General features: G+C 69.0%; 22 protein-coding genes and 2 tRNA genes. 9 read left to right on the top strand and 15 right to left on the bottom strand.

Annotated features, from left to right (window positions below):
• The first annotated feature begins 611 nt into the window (after positions 1-611).
• Positions 612-827, top strand: a complete 216-nt coding sequence (locus HH310_RS31275) for a hypothetical protein (protein WP_169179293.1) — start codon at positions 612-614, stop codon at positions 825-827.
• A 15-nt stretch (positions 828-842) separates the two neighbouring features.
• Here HH310_RS31275 and HH310_RS31270 read toward each other — a convergent pair whose 3' ends face one another.
• From HH310_RS31270 to HH310_RS31245, 6 genes are all read right to left on the bottom strand, one after another.
• Positions 843-1,640 carry a carbon-nitrogen hydrolase family protein gene (locus HH310_RS31270; RefSeq protein WP_169179292.1) on the bottom strand — a complete coding sequence of 266 codons (798 nt, stop codon included), beginning with the start codon at positions 1,638-1,640 and terminating at the stop codon, positions 843-845.
• Positions 1,641-3,371: 1,731 nt separating this feature from the next.
• Positions 3,372-4,661, bottom strand: a complete 1,290-nt coding sequence (gene clpX, locus HH310_RS31265) for an ATP-dependent Clp protease ATP-binding subunit ClpX (protein ID WP_169179291.1) — start codon at positions 4,659-4,661, stop codon at positions 3,372-3,374.
• A 211-nt stretch (positions 4,662-4,872) separates the two neighbouring features.
• Positions 4,873-5,538, bottom strand: coding sequence for an ATP-dependent Clp protease proteolytic subunit (locus HH310_RS31260; RefSeq protein WP_169179290.1), 666 nt, complete (start codon positions 5,536-5,538; stop codon positions 4,873-4,875).
• 11 nt (positions 5,539-5,549) lie between these two features.
• Positions 5,550-6,179, bottom strand: a complete 630-nt coding sequence (locus HH310_RS31255) for an ATP-dependent Clp protease proteolytic subunit (RefSeq protein ID WP_169179289.1) — start codon at positions 6,177-6,179, stop codon at positions 5,550-5,552.
• Between the two features lie 179 nt (positions 6,180-6,358).
• Positions 6,359-7,711 carry a trigger factor gene (gene tig, locus HH310_RS31250; RefSeq protein WP_169179288.1) on the bottom strand — a complete coding sequence of 451 codons (1,353 nt, stop codon included), beginning with the start codon at positions 7,709-7,711 and terminating at the stop codon, positions 6,359-6,361.
• A 37-nt stretch (positions 7,712-7,748) separates the two neighbouring features.
• Positions 7,749-7,822: transfer RNA gene (locus tag HH310_RS31245), tRNA-Pro, on the bottom strand.
• A 128-nt stretch (positions 7,823-7,950) separates the two neighbouring features.
• Here HH310_RS31245 and HH310_RS31240 point away from each other — a divergent pair.
• Positions 7,951-8,024, top strand: a tRNA-Gly gene (locus HH310_RS31240).
• A 285-nt stretch (positions 8,025-8,309) separates the two neighbouring features.
• Here the strand turns inward: HH310_RS31240 and HH310_RS31235 are convergent.
• A complete protein-coding gene (locus HH310_RS31235) occupies positions 8,310-9,494 on the bottom strand; it encodes an acyltransferase (protein WP_211192813.1) in 1,185 nt (394 codons plus the stop codon).
• A gap of 40 nt (positions 9,495-9,534) precedes the next feature.
• Positions 9,535-9,885, bottom strand: a complete 351-nt coding sequence (locus HH310_RS31230; protein WP_169179287.1) for a lipopolysaccharide assembly LapA domain-containing protein — start codon at positions 9,883-9,885, stop codon at positions 9,535-9,537.
• 255 nt (positions 9,886-10,140) lie between these two features.
• Between HH310_RS31230 and HH310_RS31225 the strand changes: the two genes are divergently transcribed.
• Both HH310_RS31225 and HH310_RS31220 read left to right on the top strand, forming a co-directional pair.
• A complete protein-coding gene (locus HH310_RS31225; protein WP_169179286.1) occupies positions 10,141-10,470 on the top strand; it encodes a helix-turn-helix transcriptional regulator in 330 nt (109 codons plus the stop codon).
• Entirely contained in the window at positions 10,467-10,988 is a 522-nt protein-coding gene (locus HH310_RS31220; RefSeq protein WP_169179285.1) for an SRPBCC domain-containing protein, read from the top strand. Before HH310_RS31225 ends, HH310_RS31220 begins: the two co-directional genes overlap by 4 nt.
• 200 nt (positions 10,989-11,188) lie before the next feature.
• Here HH310_RS31220 and HH310_RS31215 read toward each other — a convergent pair whose 3' ends face one another.
• Positions 11,189-11,905, bottom strand: coding sequence for a DNA-directed RNA polymerase II (locus HH310_RS31215; RefSeq protein WP_169179284.1), 717 nt, complete (start codon positions 11,903-11,905; stop codon positions 11,189-11,191).
• 98 nt (positions 11,906-12,003) lie between these two features.
• On the opposite strand from HH310_RS31215, the gene HH310_RS31210 reads away from it, so the two are divergent.
• Positions 12,004-13,224, top strand: coding sequence for a GNAT family N-acetyltransferase (locus HH310_RS31210; protein ID WP_169179283.1), 1,221 nt, complete (start codon positions 12,004-12,006; stop codon positions 13,222-13,224).
• A gap of 26 nt (positions 13,225-13,250) precedes the next feature.
• Positions 13,251-13,616 carry a hypothetical protein gene (locus HH310_RS31205; protein ID WP_169179282.1) on the top strand — a complete coding sequence of 122 codons (366 nt, stop codon included), beginning with the start codon at positions 13,251-13,253 and terminating at the stop codon, positions 13,614-13,616.
• Here the strand turns inward: HH310_RS31205 and HH310_RS31200 are convergent.
• The 3 genes from HH310_RS31200 to HH310_RS31190 are packed head-to-tail and all read right to left on the bottom strand — an operon-like array spanning position 13,613 to position 16,204.
• Positions 13,613-14,086, bottom strand: a complete 474-nt coding sequence (locus HH310_RS31200) for a ribose-5-phosphate isomerase (protein ID WP_169179281.1) — start codon at positions 14,084-14,086, stop codon at positions 13,613-13,615. The two genes, HH310_RS31205 and HH310_RS31200, sit on opposite strands and share 4 nt — an antisense overlap.
• A gap of 13 nt (positions 14,087-14,099) precedes the next feature.
• Entirely contained in the window at positions 14,100-15,008 is a 909-nt protein-coding gene (locus HH310_RS31195; protein ID WP_169179280.1) for an alpha/beta hydrolase, read from the bottom strand.
• Complete coding sequence (locus HH310_RS31190; RefSeq protein ID WP_169179279.1) at positions 15,008-16,204, bottom strand: DUF1015 family protein; 1,197 nt, start codon at positions 16,202-16,204, stop codon at positions 15,008-15,010. The genes HH310_RS31195 and HH310_RS31190 overlap by 1 nt, the downstream gene beginning before the upstream one ends.
• 192 nt (positions 16,205-16,396) lie before the next feature.
• Here HH310_RS31190 and pepN point away from each other — a divergent pair, with 192 nt between their 5' ends.
• The gene (pepN, locus tag HH310_RS31185) at positions 16,397-18,958 is read left to right on the top strand and encodes an aminopeptidase N (RefSeq protein WP_169179278.1); all 2,562 of its coding nucleotides are present in this window, start codon (positions 16,397-16,399) and stop codon (positions 18,956-18,958) included.
• Here the strand turns inward: pepN and HH310_RS31180 are convergent.
• The 3 genes from HH310_RS31180 to HH310_RS44300 all read right to left on the bottom strand — a co-directional run bounded on the left by HH310_RS31180 (position 18,955) and on the right by HH310_RS44300 (position 20,495).
• Entirely contained in the window at positions 18,955-19,503 is a 549-nt protein-coding gene (locus HH310_RS31180; protein WP_248294600.1) for a Uma2 family endonuclease, read from the bottom strand. The genes pepN and HH310_RS31180 overlap by 4 nt on opposite strands.
• Before the next feature lie 88 nt (positions 19,504-19,591).
• Positions 19,592-20,008: a DUF5130 family protein gene (locus HH310_RS31175; RefSeq protein WP_169179305.1), complete on the bottom strand. Its 417-nt coding sequence runs from the start codon at positions 20,006-20,008 to the stop codon at positions 19,592-19,594.
• A 37-nt stretch (positions 20,009-20,045) separates the two neighbouring features.
• Positions 20,046-20,495 carry a hypothetical protein gene (locus tag HH310_RS44300; RefSeq protein ID WP_248294599.1) on the bottom strand — a complete coding sequence of 150 codons (450 nt, stop codon included), beginning with the start codon at positions 20,493-20,495 and terminating at the stop codon, positions 20,046-20,048.
• Between the two features lie 53 nt (positions 20,496-20,548).
• On the opposite strand from HH310_RS44300, the gene HH310_RS31165 reads away from it, so the two are divergent.
• Together HH310_RS31165 and HH310_RS31160 are read left to right on the top strand one after the other, a co-directional pair.
• Positions 20,549-21,043, top strand: coding sequence for a hypothetical protein (locus tag HH310_RS31165; RefSeq protein ID WP_169179276.1), 495 nt, complete (start codon positions 20,549-20,551; stop codon positions 21,041-21,043).
• Between the two features lie 8 nt (positions 21,044-21,051).
• Positions 21,052-21,870, top strand: a complete 819-nt coding sequence (locus tag HH310_RS31160) for a class F sortase (protein WP_312034430.1) — start codon at positions 21,052-21,054, stop codon at positions 21,868-21,870.
• Positions 21,871-21,874 lie beyond the last annotated feature (4 nt).

Genomic DNA, 21,874 nt, shown 5'->3' with positions numbered 1-21,874 from the left:
TGTCAGAAAAGCGTCCCGGCAAACAATAAACATTTGCCAAAGGAATCCAAGCCGGAATAAAACCGGCCCGGGGTAAAAAACAATTGGCACTGGCTTTACAAAGCACCCTGTTGAGTTCTCAAAGAACAACCACACACCGAAACTCGAACCCCATCCAAGGGACCCGCTCTCGGGGCAACCGTTCCAAATTACCCGGTCGGCTTCGCCAAGACAAGATCCTAGATCTTGCGGCACCGCCCGAATGTTTTCCACATGGCGCACCCGCCGCTAAGCGGGTATGTCGTGGAGGTGGCCCAGCAGACCGGCCAACGACCGCTTAGCGGTGCGTCCGGCTCCTGCCCGGCTGTGTAACTCTACCCGGTCGATCTCGCTGGCGCAATCCCCGGTTTCCCGTTGACTCCGCCGCATCGCCCGGCGCGTCGTCAAGCGTAGCGCTTGCCTCGGCGGCCCTCCGAACCCCCGTCGGTTCGTCACTTTCGTGCCGCTCCGTCCGGGTTTCCCTCGGGCAGAGAGAAAGTTACGCGACCACGTACGGGGATGCAAATCGACCCCCACCCCAAGCCGAAAGCCATGGTCACCGGTTGCCACGGCGGCCATGACAGAGTGGGAGCATGGCTTCCTCCCGGACGCTGGCGGCCGACGTGCTGCTCGACATGGTGCTGCCGATCGGGCAGTTGCTGATCGGCGCGCTTGTGCTGGTCACGCTCGTGCTGTCGGTGCACCGCCTGCTCATGAGGGGCCCCACTCGGATGGGCGGCGCCCTGCTGATCACCGGCGGCGCGGTCGTCGGCCTGGCCGTCGTGGGCTATCTGGTGCAGTTGCTGTGATCCGCCATACAGGCGTCACAGCCGGCGGTTGGCCAGGCTCGGCAACTCGGAGCGGATGAGCTCGAGACGATCCAGATCCAGGTCCGCGGTCACGATCCCGATCGTGTCCGGCGCCTGAGCGAGCACGGTCCCCCACGGATCCACGATCATGCTGCGGCCAAAACACGTACGGCCGGGCGCGTGATTTCCGATTTGCCCCGCGGCAACCACATAGCACTGATTCTCGATCGCCCGCGCCCGCAGCAGAACCTCCCAATGATCCCGCCCGGTGTGCATCATGAACGCGGCCGGCACCACGAGCACCCGCGCGGCCCCCTCCACGGCCAGCCGCCGATAAAGCTCCGGAAACCGCAGGTCGTAACAGATCGACAGCCCCGTCGGCACCCCATCGATCGCCGTGACAACGGTCGACGACCCCGGCGCCACCGACTTCGACTCCTGGTACGAGACCCGCCCCGGAATCTCCACGTCGTACAGATGGATCTTCCGATAGCGCGCCACCAACTCCCCCGCCGGATCGAAGATCAGCGAAGTGTTGTACGTCCGCGACTCATCCGGCCCGGCCTCATGAAACGACCCGGCATGCACCCACATCCCCAACTCCCGAGCCGCGGCCGAAAATGATCGCGCAAATTCCCCGTCGTCGGTTTCCGGTTCCGGCGCGGTCTTGCCCGGCCCGAGATAGTCGACATACTCCGGCAGCACCGCCAGCCTCGCCCCCGCATCGGCGGCGCGTTCCAGCAGCTCACGAGCCACCCGAAGGTTCTCGTCCCGATCCTCACGCGAATTCAGCTGACACACGGCAACACGCATACCCACAGTTTTTCGCACGGCGGCCGTCAATCTCAAAGACAAATTCCCAGATGTACGCGACGGCAAAAGAACCGGGCCCCGCAGGCCAGCTCTCGGCAACCCCGGGCCGTCCGCCCGTTCCGGCCGAGTCGGCGGCTTTCCTAGCGGCGACCTCGACAACGCGCCCGCCCGGCGATCGGCAGAGTGCGAGTGCGATCCTGCATCACCCGGCCGACACACGCTCACTGGCTGCCATGTCGGGCAGCGCCCTAACTGGCCACGCCTGGCAACAGCTCGATCCAGTCGACAGGCGTTCGACCAGCCCTAAAGCCGATGACCGCACCACCCCGATCATCTCGTGTCCTTTAACAGCGGGCCGCACCATGATCGCGACCAAGCCCAGGCGTTCGCGTGGCTACCGGAGAGGCCGGCAGGACTGCCGAAGAGACCGGCAGTAGTGCCGAAGAGACCGGCAGTAGTGCCGAAGGTCCCGGCAGCAGTGGCGCCCGATATCCGATAAATGCAGATAAAACTCGCCGCGCTTTCCGAAGTCGCGGGTGAGTTGACGGGACGGCGCCCGCGTGCGGCCGTGCTCTCACCATGCGGTCGAGGACGCCCACATGCCGGGACCAGCGTCCGAATAGGACAATAGTTTTATCCATGTTAGTGGCTTTTGGGCGAGCTGCAGGTCGGGTGATTTCGAGACCTTGGAGAGTTATGCCCATATACGAACCCTAACTCTCCAAGGTCTCGAAAACCGCTCCCGCGCACCCGGCCGGCGTCGACATGACAGCGGCCGAAGCGGGCGAAATGGTGTATATGGTGTCGCCGGCGAATGTGCAGCCTCGCACGGCGACGGGGATACGGCACGCGGGCGCGAAGGCACCGAATACCAGAGGCGCGCGAAGGCACCGAATACCAGAGGCGCGCGAAGGCACCGAATACCAGAGGCGCGCGCGAAGGCACCGGATACGAGGCGCGCGCGGGATGGCACCGGATACGGGGCGCGGGGTGGATGGCGCGTACCGGAGAGCCGGCTCGCTGCTAAAACGAACGCTCGTTCGCGGAACGGCCGCGCCGCACCGGGAACGGCCGCGAAGAGGGCCGGAAAGGCGGAGGCTTCCCCAACGGTGTCCGGGCAGTGGCAGCGACAACCCGTAACCAGGTCGCCGATGACCCACGACGGCGGCAGCCGCGGCCACGATCCGCACCGCATATCGTCGGGCATGTCCAGCTCGACCATCAACCGCGGTCACAACTTACTCGTTTAGAGGTCGCCCCTGGGACCTGAACGATCCGCTGGCCCGGCATACTTTTGATCTTGGCAGGCCGGGGCATGACATGGCCGAGCGGAAGGAAACGGGATTGCCAAGACGAGGCGGTCGGCAAACCGCGTGACCGGTCGGGCTCGTCGCGTCCGGCCCAGCTTGGCTCCGACCAGGACGGCCGGCATGCTGTCAACAAGTCTGACCGGCATGCTGTGAACCAGTCTGAAACGGCACCGCGGAGTGCCCAGTTTGCAAGCTCCCCGCCCGCCCGACGCCAAGCCCGACAACGACGGCCCGGTGCTACCGGCCGGCTTGAGTGGTGAACCGGCCGGAACGGCACCGCGGAGCGCGAGTGGTCGCGGCGCCGGTGTGTGGGGCGGGGGTGGCGTGGTGCTTTTGGGGTGGCTGCTGCCGCGTACGCGGGGAAAAGCGAACGCCGCCGTCCAAGAGTGGGCGGCGGCGGGGTTTCGCTCTTACGGGGCGCTCAGGCGCTCTTTTCCTCGCGCTCGCGGCGGCGGCGGCCGACGAACTCGCGGGGGACGATCGTGGGGTTCACGTTTTCGAGGACGACCTCGCGGGTGATGACCACGCGGGCGGCGTCCGGGTTGCTGGGGACCTCGTACATCACGGAGAGCAACACCTCTTCCATGATGGCGCGCAGTCCTCGGGCGCCGGTGCCGCGGAGCATGGCCTGGTCGGCGATGGCCTCCAGGGCGCCGTAGTCGAACTCGAGCTCCACGCCGTCCAGCTCGAACAGGCGTTGGTACTGCTTCACGTACGCGTTGCGGGGCTCGGTCAGGATTTTGATCAGGGCCTCGCGGTCCAGGTTGCGGACCGTGGTGATGACCGGGAGGCGGCCGATGAACTCGGGGATCAGGCCGAACTTCAGCATGTCCTCGGGCATGACCTTGCTGAAGATGTCGTCGGTGTTGCGCTCCGAGATCGAGCGGAGGTGGGCGCCGAAGCCGACGCCGCCGTGGCCGACGCGGGACTCGATGATGCGGTCCAGGCCGGCGAAGGCGCCGCCCACGATGAACAGGACGTTCGTCGTGTCGATCTGGATGAACTCCTGGTGCGGGTGCTTGCGGCCGCCCTGGGGCGGAACGTTCGCCACCGTGCCCTCGAGGATCTTGAGGAGGGCCTGCTGGACGCCCTCACCGGAGACGTCGCGGGTGATCGACGGGTTTTCGCTCTTGCGGGCGATCTTGTCGACCTCGTCGATATAGATGATGCCCTGCTCGGCGCGCTTCACGTCGTAGTCGGCGGCCTGGATGAGCTTGAGGAGAATGTTCTCCACGTCCTCACCGACGTAGCCCGCCTCGGTCAGCGCCGTGGCGTCCGCGATCGCGAACGGCACGTTCAGCATGCGGGCCAAGGTCTGCGCCAGGTGTGTCTTACCGCAGCCCGTGGGGCCGATGAGCATGATGTTGGACTTGGCCACCTCGACGTCGCTGCCCGCGCCGGGCGCGCCGGCCGACTCGGCCTGGATGCGCTTGTAGTGGTTGTAGACCGCGACCGAGAGTGCCTTCTTCGCCTGCTCCTGGCCCACCACGTACTGGTCCAGGAACTGGCAGATCTCCATCGGCTTGGGAAGCTCTTCCCACTTCACCTCGCCGGTCTCGGCCAGCTCCTCTTCGATGATCTCGTTGCAGAGGTCAATGCACTCGTCGCAGATGTAGACACCCGGTCCCGCGATGAGCTTTTTGACCTGCTTCTGCGACTTCCCACAGAAGGAGCACTTCAGTAGGTCGCCGCCGTCGCCGATCCGTGCCACCTACGTTCTCCTTGAGCTCAACGCCGGCTCGCGCCGACACCTGGACCGAGGACTAAGCGCCTCGTTGCCATCTCATCGTCTGCCGAACCGCGTAACTGAGGCTGCATGCTCGACGTTACCCGCAAAGGGGCTGTTCTCCGACCCCCCAAAACGGGCGTGTCAGGGGTCGGCCAGTCTAACGTGCCCCGGCCGGCCCCCTGACGGAGTGCTTTCAGTTGCCGGAGCCGACCGCGGTCAGCGTCTTCTTCCGGCTGACCAGAACGGTGTCGACGATGCCGTACTCCTTGGCTTCCTCGGCCGTCATGATCTTGTCACGGTCGATGTCCTTGCGGACCTTGTCGACCGCCTGGCCGGAGTGCCGCGCGATCATCTCCTCCAGCTGCGTGCGCATCCGGAGGATCTCACGCGCCTGGATCTCGATGTCCGAGCCCTGCCCGTAGCCGCCCTCGGTGGCCGGCTGGTGGATCAGGACCCGAGAGTGCGGCAGGGCGAGGCGCTTGCCGGGCGTGCCACCGGCGAGCAGCACGGCGGCGGCGCTGGCGGCCTGCCCGAGGCAGACCGTCGAGATGTCCGGCCGGACGTACTGCATGGTGTCGTAGATGGCCGTCATCGCCGTGAACGAACCACCCGGGGAGTTGATGTACATCGTGATGTCGCGGTCCGGGTCGGAGCTCTCCAGCGTCAGCAGCTGGGCCATCACGTCGTTGGCCGACGCGTCGTCCACCTGGACGCCGAGGAAGATGATCCGGTCCTCGAACATCTTGTTGTACGGGTTCGTCTCCTTCATCATCCCGTTCGACGAACGCTCGATGAAGGACGGCAGCACGTAACGGTTATGCACCGGAGCGAACCCGGGAGGCATGGTCAGGTCGGTCATTTTTTCGCTCCTCAGTTCAGCGTTCCGGCGCCCTCAGGCACCTCAGTGGCTCCAGTGATCACCTTGTCGATGAAGCCATAGTCCTTGGCCTCGGTGGCCGTGAACCAGCGGTCCCGGTCGAAGTCGATCTCGATCTGCTCCTGGGTCTGACCGGTGTGGTACGCGATCCGCTCCTGGAACATGCGCTTGGTGTAGAGCATCTGCTCGGCCTGGATGGCGATGTCGGCGGCCGTACCGCCCATGCCACCGGACGGCTGGTGCATCATGACCCGCGCGTGCGGCAGCGCGTAACGCTTGCCGGGGGCGCCGGCGCAGAGCAGGAACTGCCCCATCGACGCGGCCATGCCCATCGCGACGGTCGAGACGTCGTTGTCGATGAACTGCATGGTGTCGTAGATCGCCATGCCCGAATAGACCGAACCGCCCGGCGAGTTGATCCAGAGGTTGATGTCCCGCTCCGGGTCCTCGGCGGAAAGCAGCAGCAGCTGCGCGCAGATGCGGTTGGCGACCGCGTCGGTCACCTCGCTGCCGAGGAAGATGATCCGCTCGCGCAGCAGGCGGTTGAAGACCGAGTCGTCGAGGTTGCCACTGAGGGAGTCACTCCGCAGCACGGGGCTCGCGGGGATATGAAGATCAGTCATGGCAGCCCTTCACAGCTGACTGTGTCGGCCGAGCTCCGGCCGGCAGGTTGTCCGTCGTACGACCAACCTAACCGGTCGAATGCGCATCAGCTTCCCGCTCGGGCAGGTGTTCGCTGACAGCGCACGGGTCTTTACGAAGTCGCAGGCCGCCGCGCAACGCGGCGGCCTGCGACCGATGATCACGGGTGCGGGTGGCCCGGCTGCTCGGCCTCGCTGGCGGCCCGCAGGTCCTCCAGGTTGAGGACGTTGCCGTCCGAGTCCTTCATCGTGACCTGGTCCATCACCGAGGCGAGGGCCTTGCCGCGGCGTACGTCGCCGAACACGGCGGCCGCGGTGCCCGACTGGACCAGCTGGTCGTAATACTGCTGGGGCTGCATGTTGGCGTGCTGCGCGCGGTGCACGATCTCGTGACCGAACTCGTCGTCGGAGACCTGCACGTCCTCCGCGTCGGCGATGGTGTCGAGCAGCAACTGGATCCGGACGCCCTCCTGGGCCGCCTGGGTCAGCTCCTCGTCGATCTGCTCCTCGGTCTTCTCCTCCGAGGTCAGGTAGTCGGCGAGGGTGGCGCCGATGCGCTCCAGCTGGTCGGTCATGGCCTGCTTACGGCCGTCGACCTCGTCCTTGACGACGCCCTCGGGCGCCGGGATGTTCGCCGCCTCGACCAGCTCCTTGAGCGCCTCGTCGCGGGCCGCGTAGATCTGCTCGACCTTCTTCACCCGGGTGAGCCGCTCGCTCAGGTCGGCACGCAGCTCGTCGATCGTGTCGAACTCGCTCGCCAGCTGGGCGAACTCGTCGTCGACCTCGGGCAGCTGCTTGTCCTTGACGCTGCGCACGGTCACCGACACGTCGGCGTCGCGGCCGGCGAAGTCACCGCCGACGAGCTGGGTGGTGAACTCCTTGGTCTCCTCGGCGCTCATCCCGACCAGCACCTCGTCGAGACCCGGGAGCAGCTGCTTGCTGCCGACCTCGTGCGAGATGTTGGTGGCCGAGCCGCCCGGCACCTCCTCGCCGTCGACGGTGGCGCGCAGGTCGAGCTGCACGTAGTCGCCCTCGGCGGCGGGCCGCTCGACGGTCTTCAGGGTGGCGAAACGCTCGCGCAGGCCGTTGATCTGCTCGTCGATGTCGGCGTCGCTGATCTCGATCGCCGGGACCGTGACCGAGACGCTGGAGAGATCCGGGATCGTGATCTCGGGCCGGACGTCGACCTCGGCGGTGAACCGCAGCGGCTCGTTGTCGCCGAACTCGGTGATCTCCACCTCGGGACGGCCCAGCGTCTTCACGTCGTGCTCACGGACCGCGGCGAGGATCTGCTCCGGGATCGCCTCCTGCACGGCCTCGTTCAGGACCGCGCCACGCCCGACACGCTGGTCGATGACCGCTGCCGGGATCTTGCCGCGACGGAAGCCCGGCACCTGCACCTGCGCGCCGATCTCCCGGTACGCCTTCTGCAGGCTCGGCTTGAGCTCGTCGAACGGCACCTCGATGGCGAGCTTCACCCTGGTCGGGCTCAGAGTCTCGACGGTGCTCTTCACAGGCGTACTCCTTGTTGCTGCGGATAGATGATGTCAGTCGGGGTGGCGGGATTTGAACCCACGGCCCCTCGCTCCCAAAGCGAGTGCGCTACCAAGCTGCGCCACACCCCGTGGCGACGGCCAGTGTATGCGGTCCGCTTCCGCGTGTGCGCGCTGGAGTCACCTGGTGGGGAATCCGGTTCGCGCGGGCGGGACATGATTCAGTACGATGTCCAGGCGTCCCCGCGCAAGCGGGGCTCGCGGGCGTAGCTCAATGGTAGAGCCTCAGTCTTCCAAACTGATTACGCGAGTTCGATTCTCGTCGCCCGCTCCACTTGGGGTGGAGTGTGTCGGCGGGGTGCACCGACGCCTGCGTTCCGCCATTCCGCCTGGGGGCCGAGCCCCCAGACCCCGCGGTGCGGTGGGAGCGCTTCAACCGGATGGGCCTGCGGATGGGGAGCACGGCCAAAACGGACGAGCCTGCGCATGGGGAGCACGGCCAAAACCGGGTGGGCCTGCGGATGGGGAGCACGGCCAAAACCGGATGGGCCTGCGCATTGGGGGCACGGCCAAAAGCGGATGGGGCCTGCGGATGGGGCTCGGCACGACGACCACTGCGCTACGGCTTCGCCGCGCGGAGCATGCGTGAACCGTCAGACACTTTGCGGCCGTACCGGAGGGCGGACCACGAGCGGTGTCTCTGGAACGGGAGCTCGAACAGCCTGGCGAAGAGGCACGCGGCGAGCAGCGACGCGGTGCCGGCGACGACCGTCGTGGCGGCGAAGGCGCGGGAGCCGTGGCCGAACGCCGGCACGAAGACGCGCTCGCTGATGGCGAACACGATCGGCACGTGGGTCAGGTACATGCTGTACGAGCACGCGCCCAGCCGGGCCAATGGCCGGGTCTCCAGAAGCCGGACCAGGGGCGCGGGGCGGGCCGTCGCCAAGGCCACGACCAGCAGGGTCAGGGAAGGGGTGACGGCCAGGTCGACCCAGAAGTAGTGGTTGACGGTCCAGCGGGCGCCCTGGTGGAGCAGCAGCGCGATCGCCGGGACGGACGCGGCCAGCGCGAACGCGAACCACGGGAGGCGACGGATCCGTTCGGTGGCGGTCGCGATTCCGGCGGCGGCGATCCCGGCCGCGAAGACCGGCAGCAGGTGCGGCGCGAGCCGATAGTCGCCTTCCGGGGGTGCGCCGTTGAAGATGATCACGGCGACCAGCAGCACCGGGACGGTCGCGTAGGCCAGCATCGCCCACACGCCGACCCGGCGGGTGATCGCGATCAGCAGCGGGAAAAGCAGGTAGAGCAGCGCCTCGACGCCGATCGACCAGAACGCACCGTTGGGCGTGGGGGCGCTGATCAGGTCCTGCAGCAGCAGGCCGTACACGACGACGGACTCCCGCGTCGGCGGGGCCGAGTGTGGCTGCTTCACCACCAGCCAAGCGACGGCCAGGCTGAACGCGAGCGCGGCCCAGTAGGCCGGCAGGATCCGCCAGGCGCGGCGGCGGGCGAATTCGCGGATCGAGCCGAGACGCCAGCCGCGGGCGGCCGCCGCGTACGCCAGCGAGAAGCCGGAGAGGATCAGGAACAGCACGACCGCCAGCCGGCCGTAGCCGAGCCAGTAGAGCCAGTGCGGGCTGCGCGTGCGCGGAAAACCGCGGTAGGTGAAGGCCCAGACGTGGAACATCATCACGTACAGGGCGCAGAGCCCGCGCAAACCGTCCAGGCCGGCGATCCGGGGCGGTGGGTGCCTTTCCGTCGGGTCGGCGCGTGCGGGTGCAGCCGTGGCGGTGGAGTCGGGCACGCCAGGTGACACGGCTCCGGGCCGCGAAAGGTTCGACGGATCAGCTGTCGCGGCGTAGGTGGCGGCGCATCTGAATCATCCGGGCCGCGGACACGGCGAGCGCGATGATGGCCCCGCCCACCCCAGCGATGAGCAGAGCGAGAGCGACCGGGATGCGCCCGTCCATCCACAGGAAGTGGATGTCGACCTTCGCGGTGTTCTGCGCGACGAAAATGATCAGCAGGATGATCGCGAGGAGACCGGCCCAGACGCCCACCCAGGCGGCGCGGATCCGGGTGTACGGGCGGCGGGTGCCGGTCGCGGTGGGGTGAGTCGGCACAGGCGGCAACGTGGTGGACGGCCCGGCCGGTGGCGGCAGGTCGCTCTCGGGCCGTTCCTCGGGCGGCGCCATGGGTTCATATTGCCGTACGTGACCGTTCTTAGCCAGCGAGTCAGATTTAAGATGCCGCTAATAGACGAACATCGACATGTGGCGCTACTTTGACGTCCGGTTTCGCCCGAACTCCCGGCACTCTGTCGGTGGAGACGGCACAACGCAGGGTGGCGGCCCTGCGTTGTGCCCCGGCCTTGACCCCAACCCCCTTCCCCGTACGGTCGGGAAGTTTCGGCCTTGACATGTGACCAATTGGTCTCATAACTTGGCGTCATGACGGACGACGACGATCGAGTCTTCAAGGCGCTGGCGGATCCGAGCCGCCGGTTCCTTCTCGATCTGCTCTTCGCGCGTGACGGCCGCACGCTCACCGAGCTGGAGTCCGAGCTGGAGATGACGCGGTTCGGCGTCGCGAAGCACCTGCGGGTGCTGGAGGAGGCCGGGCTCGTCGTCACGCGCCGTTCCGGGCGGGAGAAGCTGCACTTCCTCAATCCCGTACCGATCCGGCTGATCCACGACCGATGGATCGACAAGTACACCGAGCACCACATCACGGCGCTCGTCGATCTCAAGAACACGCTGGAGAGGGAAGAGCCATCATGACCATCGAAACGACCGCCGCCACCACCCAGGTCTACCGGGTCTGGATCAAGGCGAGCCCGGAGCGGATCTGGGAAGCGATCACCGACCCGGAGTGGACGACGAGGTACGCGTACTCCGCCCCCGCGTACTTCGACCTCCGGCAGGGCGGTTCGTACTACTCGACCGCGACCAAGGAGATGAAGGAGTACGCGGCGGCGAACGGGTTCGAGGTGCCGGACACGATCATCGACGGCGAGGTGCTGGAGTCGGATCCGCCGCGGCGCCTGGTGCAGACCTGGCGGATGCTGATGGACCCGACCACGGCGGCCGAGCCGTTCACCACGCTGACCTACGAGATCGACGACGCGAAGACCCAGCCTGGCGTCTGCCGGCTCACCGTCACGCACCAGCTGACCGACGCGCCGGCCACGGCCGCGATGGTCGCCGGCACCGACGACGGCGGCGCGGGCGGCGGCTGGCAGTGGATCCTCAGCGACCTCAAGACCCTGCTCGAGACCGGCAAGTCCTTCTCCCAATGAGATGACGGGCCGGCCCAGCACGAACGGGGGGTGGGCCGGCCCGCTTCCAGCCGCTAGTCTCCGCGCGTGAACGCGACGGTGCTGTGGGCGCTACTGATCGTGATAGGCATCGGGATGATCGTCTTCGCGCTCTGGCCACGCAAAAAAGACGATTGACCCAGCACGTAACCAAGATTTTCGCCGAGCGGAGCGAGGCCGTTTTACAGCGTGTTCGCGACCCAGTTCCAGGCGTCGACCACCCAGCCGGTGTTCTGCAGGTGGGCGATGCCGACGCCGGCCAGGAACAGGGCGGTCACCAGGTGCGAGCCGCGGGCCGTGTGGCGGGCCCGGCCCATGCCCCGCTCCAGCACGTAGTAGCCGACGACGCGGGCCAGGCAGAAGACGCCGGCCGCGACGATCAGGCTGACCACGAAGATGATGAACGGCGTGCCGAGGGAACCGCCCTCGGAGAGCGCCCAGATGCCCCAGCAGACGAAGGCGAACAGCAGCGCGGCGGTGGTCCACTCGCCGCCGCGGCGCAACTCGCTCCAGCGCCAGCTCATGCCGCTCGGGGCGAGCGGCTCGGCGCCCGGCCAGCCGGTGCCGGTCGGCTCGTGCTCGGCGGCGGGACCGCGGGCGCTCACCTGGGCGCGGCCCTGGCTGTACGGCGAGTACGCCGCGGGTGGCGGGCCGGCGAACGGCCTGGTTTCCGGCGTCGGCTGCGGACCGCCGAAGGCCGTCGGCTGCGCGCCACCGAAGGCAGTCGGCTGCGGCGCGCCCGTGGGCGGCGGCGGTGCGGTGTCGAACGGCGTGGTGTGGAACGGCGGCGGCGCGTTGACCGGCGGCGCGGCAGGCGCTGGTGCGGTCGGGTGTTCCGCCCATGGATCCTGCGGTGGCATGTCGAGCGTCCGCTCCGACCACTGCGGTTGCTCCGGCATTTCGGTCCCCTCCCGGTTGGACGACCCGGCCCCGCCATCGAGAGTAGCGAGCCGACAAATCGTTCGCCGTCTCGGCCCGAGTCCGCTACACAGACTCCATGGACGAATCCGTATCGTTGCGCCCGGCCGTGGACACCGACCTGGACGCCATCGCGGACCTCGTCGGGTTCGTCTTCCACGACCCGGCGAACGAGGAGCTCCACGCCCTCGAGAAGGCGATCACCGAGGTGTCGCGTTCGCTGGTCGCGGACGACGACGGGCTGGTCGTGGCGCACGCGACGGCCCAGACCCGGGACATGACGGTACCGGGAGCGATCATCGCGGCCGCGCATGTCACCGGCGTGGGCGTGGCCCCGACGCACCGCCGCCGCGGCATCCTGACCGCGATGATGCGCCGCCAGCTCAGCGAGATCGCGGCGGCCGGCCGGGAGCCGATCGCGGTGCTCTGGGCGAGCGAGACCAAGATCTACCCACGGTTCGGCTACGGTCTGGCGAATCTTCGTCTGCGGTTCGACGTGATGACACGCGAGGTCCGGCTGACCCCGCCCGGGCCGCCGTCCGCCCGGCTGCGCGTTTCCGCGCCAATGGCGGCGCTGGACGACCTGAAACGGGTGCACGAGAGTCAGCGGGCCGAGCGGGTCGGCTGGTCGAGCCGCCCCGAGTACTGGTGGCGCTATCTGCTCGCCGACCCGGAGTCGCGGCGCGACGGCGCCACCGAGACGCACGCCGTGATCGCGGACGGCCCGGACGGCCCGATCGGATATGCGCTGTGGCGCGTCGTGGAGCGCTGGAACAATCACGGCCCGAACGGCGAGGTCCAGGTACGCGAGGTGGTCGCGCCGGATCCGGAGACGTACGCGCAATTGTGGGGTTTTCTGCTCGGGATCGACCTGACCCGGTCCGCCTCCTACGGCATGGCCGCGCTGGACGAGCCGCTGCAGTACATGGTGGACGAGCCGCGGCGCCTCGGTATCGGGGTGGGCGACGGGCTCTACCTGCGGATCGTCGACCTGCCCGCGGCGCTGGAGGCCCGGCAGTACGCGACCGGGCTGGACGTGGTCGTCGAGGTGACCGACCCGCTGATCGAGGCGAACAACGGGCGCTGGCGGCTGACCGGCGGGCCGGCGAAGGCCACCTGCACCCGCACCGAGGATCCGCCGGACTTCGCCTGTTCGATCACCGAGCTCGGCGCGGTTTATCTGGGCGGGACGTCGCTGGCCGGGCTGGCGGCGGCCGGGCGGGTGCGGCAGTTCACCGGGAACCTGCCGTCGGTGGCGTTCGGCTGGCATCGGCAACCGAATCCGATCGAGGGGTTCTGAGTGCCGCACGCGGTAGCGTCGGCGGCATGGCTGAGCCCGAACGCCGTCGACGCCGTCTGCGTCCCTCCGCTACGCCCGCGCCGTCGGCCGCCGTGCCGGCCCCCGGCGACGAGACCGCCGGGACGCCCGCCGGTACGCCGGTGACGCGGCCGGCGCCGCCGCGCCGCCCGACGTCCGGCGCCGGGGCGGGCGGTGGCGGTACCGACGACCGCGAGGCCGAGCGCGGGCTCCGCGGCCTGGTCGGCTCGGGCTCTTCGCAGGTCAGCGTGGGCGCGGCGATGCGCGCCCGGGACGCCGCGCGCCCCACCGACGAGCAGCTGGCCGACGCCGACACCAACCTGCCCATCGTTCGCCGCAACTGGCAGCCGCGAGAAGAGCTCCCCAAGCGCTAGGAGGCGGGCAAGTCCGGGAGTTCGCGGGACTGCTCGTACGTGGCGAGCTGGCCGATTCGGCGAGCGTGCCGCGGATCCCCCGAGAACGGGGTGGCCAGGAACGCCTCGACGAACGAGGTCGCCTCGTCCAGGGTGTGCTCGCGGGCGCCCAGCGAGATCACGTTCGCGTCGTTGTGCTGCCGGGCGAGCTGGGCGATCTCGACCCGCCAGGCCAGCGCCGCACGCACGCCGGGGATCTTGTTGGCGGCGATCTGCTCGCCGTTGCCGGAACCACCGATGACGATGCCCAGCGAGCCCGGGTCGGCCACCACGCGGGCGCCCGTGTGCAGGCAGAAGGCGGGGTAGTCGTCCTCCGGGTCGTACACGTGCGGGCCCACGTCGACCACGTCGTGCCCCTGCTTCGTCAGGTGGTTGACGAGGTGCATCTTCAGCTCATAGCCGGCATGGTCGGAACCAAGGTAAACGCGCATGTCAAAGAGTCTTTCAGAAGGTCAACTGGGTACGCAGGGCGGACGCTACCTGATCAGTCGCGGCCCGGGCGGCGTCTATCACAGCCAGCTTGCGCGCGAAGCCGTGATTCACCCCCATGTAACGCGTGTGCACGACCGGGACGCCGGCGCTGAGCAACGCGTCCGCGTAGTCGGCGCCCTCGTCCCGCAGCACGTCGTACTCGGCCGTGATGATCAGCGTGGGCGGCATGCCGGTCAGGTCGGCGGCCAGCGGCGCCGCGTCCGGGGTGAGCCGCTGCGCCCGGTCCGGGATGAAGGTCTCCCAGGCCACCCGCATCGATTCCCGGGTCAGCCCGTACGCCCCGAGCTCGTCGAACGACTCCGACGCCAGCAACGGGTCGATCACCGGATAGATCAGGACCTGGTAGTCGAGCGGCGTCCCGGCGTCGCGCTGCCGGCGCGCCGCGATGGTGGCCAGGTGAGCGCCCGAGCTGTCCCCGCCGATCGCCAGCCGGGACGCGTCCACCCCCAGCTCGGCGGCCGACTTGCGGACGAACGTGAGAACCGTCTCCACGTCCTGCAGGGCGGCCGGGAACGGGTGTTCCGGGGCGAGCCGGTAGCCCACCGCCAGCACCGCGCACCCGGACCGGTCGGCGATCCGCCGGCTCACCCGGTCGGCCGCCTCGATGCTGCCGTACATCCAGCCGCCGCCGTGCACGTGGACGAACACCGGCGCGTCCGCCCGGGTCGCGTACAGCCGGCACGGCACGCCGCCGGCGTCCACATCGACGACCACCGGCAGCGGCAGCGCCGGGCCGCACTCGGCGTCCACCGCGTCGCGTTGTGCCTGCCGGACGAACGCGAGCAGCTCGACCGGGTCGGTCATCGTCGCCGGCGGCCGCGCCCGGAGCGCCTCGGCGGCCTTGATCTGCGGGTTCAGCATCAGTCGAGCTGGGCCAGGACGAGACCCCCACGCGCTTTCGGGGTGAACCAGGTGCTCTTGCGCGGCAGCTTGTGCCGTTCCAGGTTGACCGCGACGAAGTCCTCGACGGTCACCGGCGCGATCAGCACGGCCAGCTCGGAGCGCCCGGCGTCGACCTCGCCGCGCAGCCACTCGGCCGGGTAGTCGCCGCCGATGTAGGAGACCCGCTTGTCGCCCGGGTCCAGGCCCAGTGCCCCGCCCAGCAGCACCCGCTCGACCAGCGCGTGATCCAGGTTCTCCACCGGGTCGAGGGCCGGGTCGACGGGCAGGCCCAGCGTGAAGGTGCGGCCCGAGGCGTACATCTCGATCGTGCCCTTGGCCGGGATGACCGCGGGGCGCGGCACCTCGGTGACCGTCGCCCCGGCCGCGCGCAACCGGGCGAGAACGTCCTCGATGGGCATCGGCAGTTCGCTGAGCAGGCGATTGTACGGCTGGATGGCGACCGACGCGGGCGTGGTGACCACGGCGAGGAAACGCGGCAGGCCACCGGTCTGCGCGGCCAGGCTGCGGTGGTTGCCGTCGGCCACCACCAGTTCGCCGGCGCCGGCCAGCCCGGTCAGCGAATCCTGCCGCGGGCCCGGCTCGACGACCCAGATGGCGTGTGTCCGCCCGCTCTGATCCACATCGGTCGCGTCCGGCTCGCCGGCGGCCTCGATCGCCTCGGCCAGCGCGGCGTGCAACTCGTCACCCTTGCCGGTCTGCAGCAGCAGCACCGGCGAGAGCAGCGTGCCGATCGCCTCGGCCAGCGCCACCCGTTCGCGCACCTTGGCGATGAACACGTCCTCGTTGCGGATGACCAGACCCGGTTCGTCGGCGCTGGTGGAGATCTGGTCGGTGTCGACCATGCTCCACAGCCCGTACGCCGGTGGTTCGCCCTCGCCGGTGATCCGGTAGAGCACCACGACCTGTTCCGCGGATCGGTAACCGCCCTCGGCCCGTTCCAGCGCGAGCCGGGCCACCGCGTCCGGCAACGAGTCGGCGAACGACTTGCCGACCGTCTCCGGAGCCAGATGCGGCATCTCGATCGCGAGCGCGCTGTGCGGGTTGTCCGCGATGATCGCGGTGATCTCGGAGTCGTCGGCGAATTCGTCGTAGTTCTGCGCGCCGGTCCCGCCCGTAGTGATCCAGGCACGGCTGATCGGATGCACGACCGTCATGTGGCGCAACTTACCGGGTCGCCCGGGGCCCGGAACCGAGGGGCACGACCGTACGAAACCCATCGTTATGCGCCCTGGATGGCGCGATGGGAAGAATCCCGGCCGTTTCCAAACGCGGGCGGGTGCGGTGGCGCGCCGGGGCGAGCCCTACCCTTGCAGGGGTAACGCTCGTGCGCTCAGAGGAGAGTGACTGTGGCCGGAGTTCGCAACCTGACCCAGGTGGAGGCTGCTGAGCGGGCTCGCCTGCTCGAGGTCACCGGGTACGACATCACCCTGGACCTCACCGACGGCCAGGGAAACCCCGGCGACGGAACGTTCCGATCCACCACGGTCGTCACGTTCACCTGCCGGGAACCGGGCGCCGAGACCTTCATCGAGACCGCCGCGCAGAGCGTCCGGTCCGCCACGCTCAACGGGCGGCCCGTCGATCTCGCCGGCTTCAGCGCCGAGCGGGGCCTGACGCTCACCGGCCTCGAGACGGAGAACCGGCTCGAGGTCGACGCCGACTTCGCGTACTCGGCGACCGGTCAGGGCCTGCAGCGCAGCCTCGACCCGGTGGACCAGGAGATCTACCTGCACAGCCAGTTCGAGACCGCCGACGCCCAGCGCGTGTACGCGGTGTTCGACCAGCCCGACCTCAAGAGCGTCTACACGTGGCACGCCACCGTGCCGGCGCACTGGAAGGTCATCTCGAACATGCCGGTCGACCGCGAGGAAGCGGGCGCGGCCGGCGCGAAGACCGTGCACTTCCCGACGTCGGCACGGATGAGCTCGTACATCACGGCGATCTGCGCCGGCCCGTACCACGAGGTGCGGTACGAGCACGACGGCATCGACATGGGGTATTTCTGCCGCGCGAGCATGGCGCAGTACCTGGACGCCGACGACCTCCACCTGATCACCAAGCAGGGCTTCGACTTCTTCCAGGAGCAGTTCGGCATCCGGTACCCGCTGCCCAAGTACGACCAGTTGTGGGTGCCCGACTTCAACGCCGGCGCGATGGAGAACTTCGGCTGTGTCACGCACGCCGAGTCGCATTACATCTTCCGGTCGCAGGTCACCGACTTCGAGTACGAGCAGCGGGCGAACACGATCCTGCACGAGCTCGCGCACATGTGGTTCGGCGACCTGGTGACCATGCGCTGGTGGAACGACCTGTGGCTGAACGAGTCGTTCGCCGAGTGGGCGAGCCACTGGTGCAACGCCGAGGCGACCCGCTTCTCGGACGCCTGGACGACGTTCCTGTCCGTGCGCAAGAGCTGGGGCTACCGCCAGGACCAGCTCTCCTCGACGCACCCGGTCTACACCGAGATGCCCGACCTGGAGGCCGTCGAGGTCAACTTCGACGGCATCACGTACGCCAAGGGCGCGAGCGTCATCAAGCAGCTCGTGGCGTACGTGGGACTGGATTCGTTCGTCACCGGCCTGCGGGCGTACTTCGCCAAGCACGCGTGGGCCAACGCCACCTTCGACGATCTGCTCACCGAGCTGGAGACGGCGTCCGGCCGGGAACTGCGCAAGTTCGCCGCGCAGTGGCTGGAGACGGCGCAGGTCAACACGCTGCGGCTGGAGATCGAGATCGGGCCGGACGGCACGTACGCGAGCGTCGCGGTGCGGCAGGAGGCGCCCGCCGGGTACCCGACGCTGCGCACCCACCGCATCGGGGTCGGCCTCTACGACCTCGACGGTGACCGGCTGATCCGGCGCGAGCTGCTCGAGCTCGACGTGACCGGCGAGCACACCGCGATCCCGGCGCTGACCGGGGTCCGGGCCGCCGACGTGCTGCTGCTCAACGACGACGACCTGTCCTACACGAAGCTGCGGCTCGACGACCGGTCGATGGCGGTCGTGGTCCGGCACCTCGGCGGGCTGGACTCGTCGCTGGCCCGGGCGCTGGTCTGGAACGCCGCGTGGGACATGCTGCGTGACGCCGAGCTGGCCGCCCGCGACTACGTGACGCTGGTCTGCTCGGGGCTGCCGCGGGAGACCGACATCAACCTCACCACCTGGACCGCGCGGCAGGCGGCCACCGCGATCGCGCAGTACGCGGACCCGGCGTGGCAGCCGACCGGCTGGCAGATGCTGGCCGACCTGGCCCGCACCCAGCTCGCCGACGCGACCCCGGGCAGCGGCTGGCAACTCAGCTGGGCGCGCTCGTTCATCAGCTCGGCGCGCACCCCGGAGGAGCTGGCCGTGCTGCGCGGCTGGCTGGCCGGCGAGGGTGTGCCGGAGGGCCTGACCGTCGACACCGAGCTGCGCTGGCAGCTGCTGCAGTCGCTGGTGTCGCTCGGTGCGGCCGACCGCGCGGAGATCGACGAGGAGCTGGCCGGCGACCGTACCGCCAGCGGCGAGCGGGAGGCGGCGGTCGCGCGGGCGCTGATCCCGACGCCGGAGAACAAGGCCGCGGTGTGGACCGAGCTGACCACCACCGACGACCTGCCGAACTGGCTGAACCGGTCGCTGCTCAGTGGCTTCCAGAGCGTCAAGCAGGTGGCGCTGACCGCCCCGTACGCGCAGAAGTTCTTCGAGGTTGTCGGCGACGTGTGGGCCCGATCGGACAGTGAGCCGGCGCAGGAGTTCGTGATGCTGGGTTACCCGGTCTACCAGATCAGCGAGGAGACGGTCGCGCTCACCGACGCGTGGCTGGCGCAGGACGGGCACCCGGCCTCGCTGCGGCGGCTGGTCAACGAGGGACGCGACGGCATCCTGCGGGCCTTGAAGGCGCGCGCGAAGGACACCGCCGCCGGGAACTAGAGCCAGGCGGCCGGGGCGATCCGGAGCGGGAAGGGGGCGTCGAGCTTGACCGGCTCGGCGCCCTCGATGCTGTGCTCCGCGCGATACGCGTCACCCGCCAGCTCGAACGTGCGGAGCAGAGGCGTGGCCGGGCCCGGCTCGACCCGCCAGAACGACGGGATGCCCGCCTCGGCGTACAGGGAAGGCTTGAGAAAGCGGTCGAATCGGCGGGTGGCCGACGTCTCCACCTCGACCACCAGCGCGACGTCGCGCGGATCGCTCCAGACCGCGCCGGAGGAACGCGGGCGCAGCACGGCCACGTCGGCCACCAGGTTGCTCTCGCCGATCGCGACGCCGAGCCGGTCGCACACCCACCAGCCGGGTGGTGCGGCCGAGCGCAGCGTGGTCACCACCGAGCGGACCACCGACTCGTGCGACTCCGGCGGCGTGGGCGCCACGTGCAGGCAGCCGTCGACGATCTCGTAGCGATGCCCGTCCTGGGGGAAAAGGTGCAGGTCGGGCTCTGTCCAGGCGCCCTCGGGAGCGGTCCACCGAGCCGCACTCATCGCCACCATGAGGTGACAGCCTACTCACCGTCAGTGATCTTCGGAACACGAAAAAACCCGTCCCGGCGATCCGGGGCGGGTTTCTCAGTTAATTGCGGCCGGCGTGGCCCGCCAGCTGGTCGATGCCGCTGAGGACGCCGCCGGCCAGGTCGCCGCCGGCGAACGAGGCCGACATGGACAGGCCCGCGAGCTTGGCGTCGCGATCGGTGATGCGCTTGCGCGCCTCGTTGCCGGTCACGATCTCCAGCCGGCGCTGGTTCGGCGAGACCGCGATCAGCACGGCACGGTCGCCGTTCTCGATCTGGCGGTGCAGCTTCTCCGCGTGCTCGCGGGTGGGCGTCTCGAGCTCGCCGATGTAGACGCTGAACGTCAGGCCGGTCTGCTGGTCGGCGGCGCGCAGCGCCTCGTCGAGGCGGAGCAGCTGCCGGACCGAGAACGGGCCCTCGGACACCGGGTTCGGGTCGTGCAGGATCGAGTCGCCGCCCGGGTGCTCCAGCTCGGTCATCGGCTGCTCGTGCTCGGCGGCAGCCGTCTGCCCCAGGTCACCAGCTGTCACTTGCGCCTCCTGTCGAACCGGGCTTCACGCGGTGGCCGGCAGCGTCCTCCAGGACGGGTGCCTCGAGCGCCTGGCGGGACTGATTCCCGCTCAGCGCGGGCGCCGTGTGAGCGACCTGCTCCGGCGAGGCCAGGAACCAGATCGGCTGGAAATCATACGGCCGGCCCGGCCGGTAACGATGGGTACGCCGCGTGCGGTCGCTGCCGGCGAAGACGAGCGCGCCCACCACCAGGATCACCCCCAGTGGGATGATCAAGAAGACCAGAACGGTGTTTGAAACCGACAATCTCAACGCCCCCAGGCGCCAGTGTTCCCAGTTGATCCGAACAAGAGTCACGGTAGCGGAGTGCAGGTCGCGCCGGACCGTCGGGTCTGGAACCCAGCTTCTCACGCCGTAGAGATCTCGGCGTAAGTGGCCGCGGAGTGCGAAAATCACCCACACGCGCCGTTCGTGCCCCGGTGCCCCGCGAACGGCTGGAGGGGGTATCCATGCGCATGTCCGTCCCGGCCGCGCTGGCGGCGCTCATCCTGGGCTTACCTGTCCTGTTCACGGAGACTCCGGCGTACGCGGCGGCGGTCTTCGTGGAGACCAACCCGAGCACCGTACCGGCCGGCGACGAGGTCGGGCTGCGGGCCAGTTGTGAGGAGAATCTGGAAGCGGCGAAGGTCGAGTCGCCGCTGTTCGGTGCGGTCAGCGTCACACCGCAGTACGGCTTTCTGACCGCCACCGTGCACGTGCCGGCCGGCACGAAAGCCGGTGACTACCCGGTCGACCTGCACTGCCCCGCCAAACCGGATCAGAAGGCGGCGTCGACCATCCTGCACGTGGTGGCGAAGGTGCAACCGACGCAGGGACCGGCCACCGGCGGGGGCGGCACCGCGCCGGGCCGCAACGCCTCGCTCATGCTCGGCACCGGTTTCGTCGTCCTGGCCGCCGGGGCCGCGCTCGGAGTGGTGTCTCTTCGACGACGCCGTCTCGGCTGAGGCCGAGCGTGAGCGCCGAGACGCCCCGGTCGGTGACCGGGCCGCGCATGCCCGAGTCGGTGCTGCGCAAGAAGTCGGCCGAGATCGTGGCCCCGCCGCCGGGGACCATCACCGGGCCGCTCCCGCCGCCGCCGTCCGCGCCGGGACGCCACCCCTTTCGAGGCACGCCGGCGCCGCGGCCACGGCAGCCACCCCGACCGATTCGCGGCAAACGTCCGATACCGATCGGGCTGATCGCGCTGGCCCTGCTCTTCCTGGGGCTGTTCATCGTGGCGATGGGCCTGGGCGCGGCGACCAATCTGGACCTGTCGTTCGGTCGCCCGGAGCCGACCGGGGCACCGCCGCGCGCGTTCCCGGTCATGGAGCCGAGCCGCCCGGAACGGTTGAGCATCCCGTCGATCAACGTGCAGGCGCCGATCCTGGACGTGGGGCTCGCCTCGGACGGGTCGGTGGGGGTGCCGCCGCTGGGCCGGCACAACGAGGCCGGCTGGTTCTCCGGCGGACCGACTCCGGGGCAGTTCGGGCCGGCTTTGATCGTCGGGCACGCGGACACGCGTACCGGGCCGTCGATCTTCCATGAGCTGCACCGGATGAAGGCGGGGCAGAAGATCGAGGTGCGGCGGGCCGACCGGTCGGTTGCGGTTTTCGAGGTGAACTCGGTCGAGCATTTCGACAAGAGCCGGCTGCCGATCCAGCGGGTGTACGGCGATTACAGCCGGCCGTCGCTGCGGCTGATGACCTGCGGCGGAACGTGGCTGGGCGGTGACGCGGGTTACTCCGACAACATCATCGTCTTCGCGTCGCTGGTCACCACGAAGGGCGCCTAAAAAT

Source organism: Actinoplanes sp. TBRC 11911 (assembly GCF_012933445.1).
GTDB lineage: Bacteria > Actinomycetota > Actinomycetes > Mycobacteriales > Micromonosporaceae > Actinoplanes.
The sequence above is the reverse complement of the archived record's forward strand: the minus strand, read 5'-3'. Positions and strand labels throughout refer to the sequence as shown.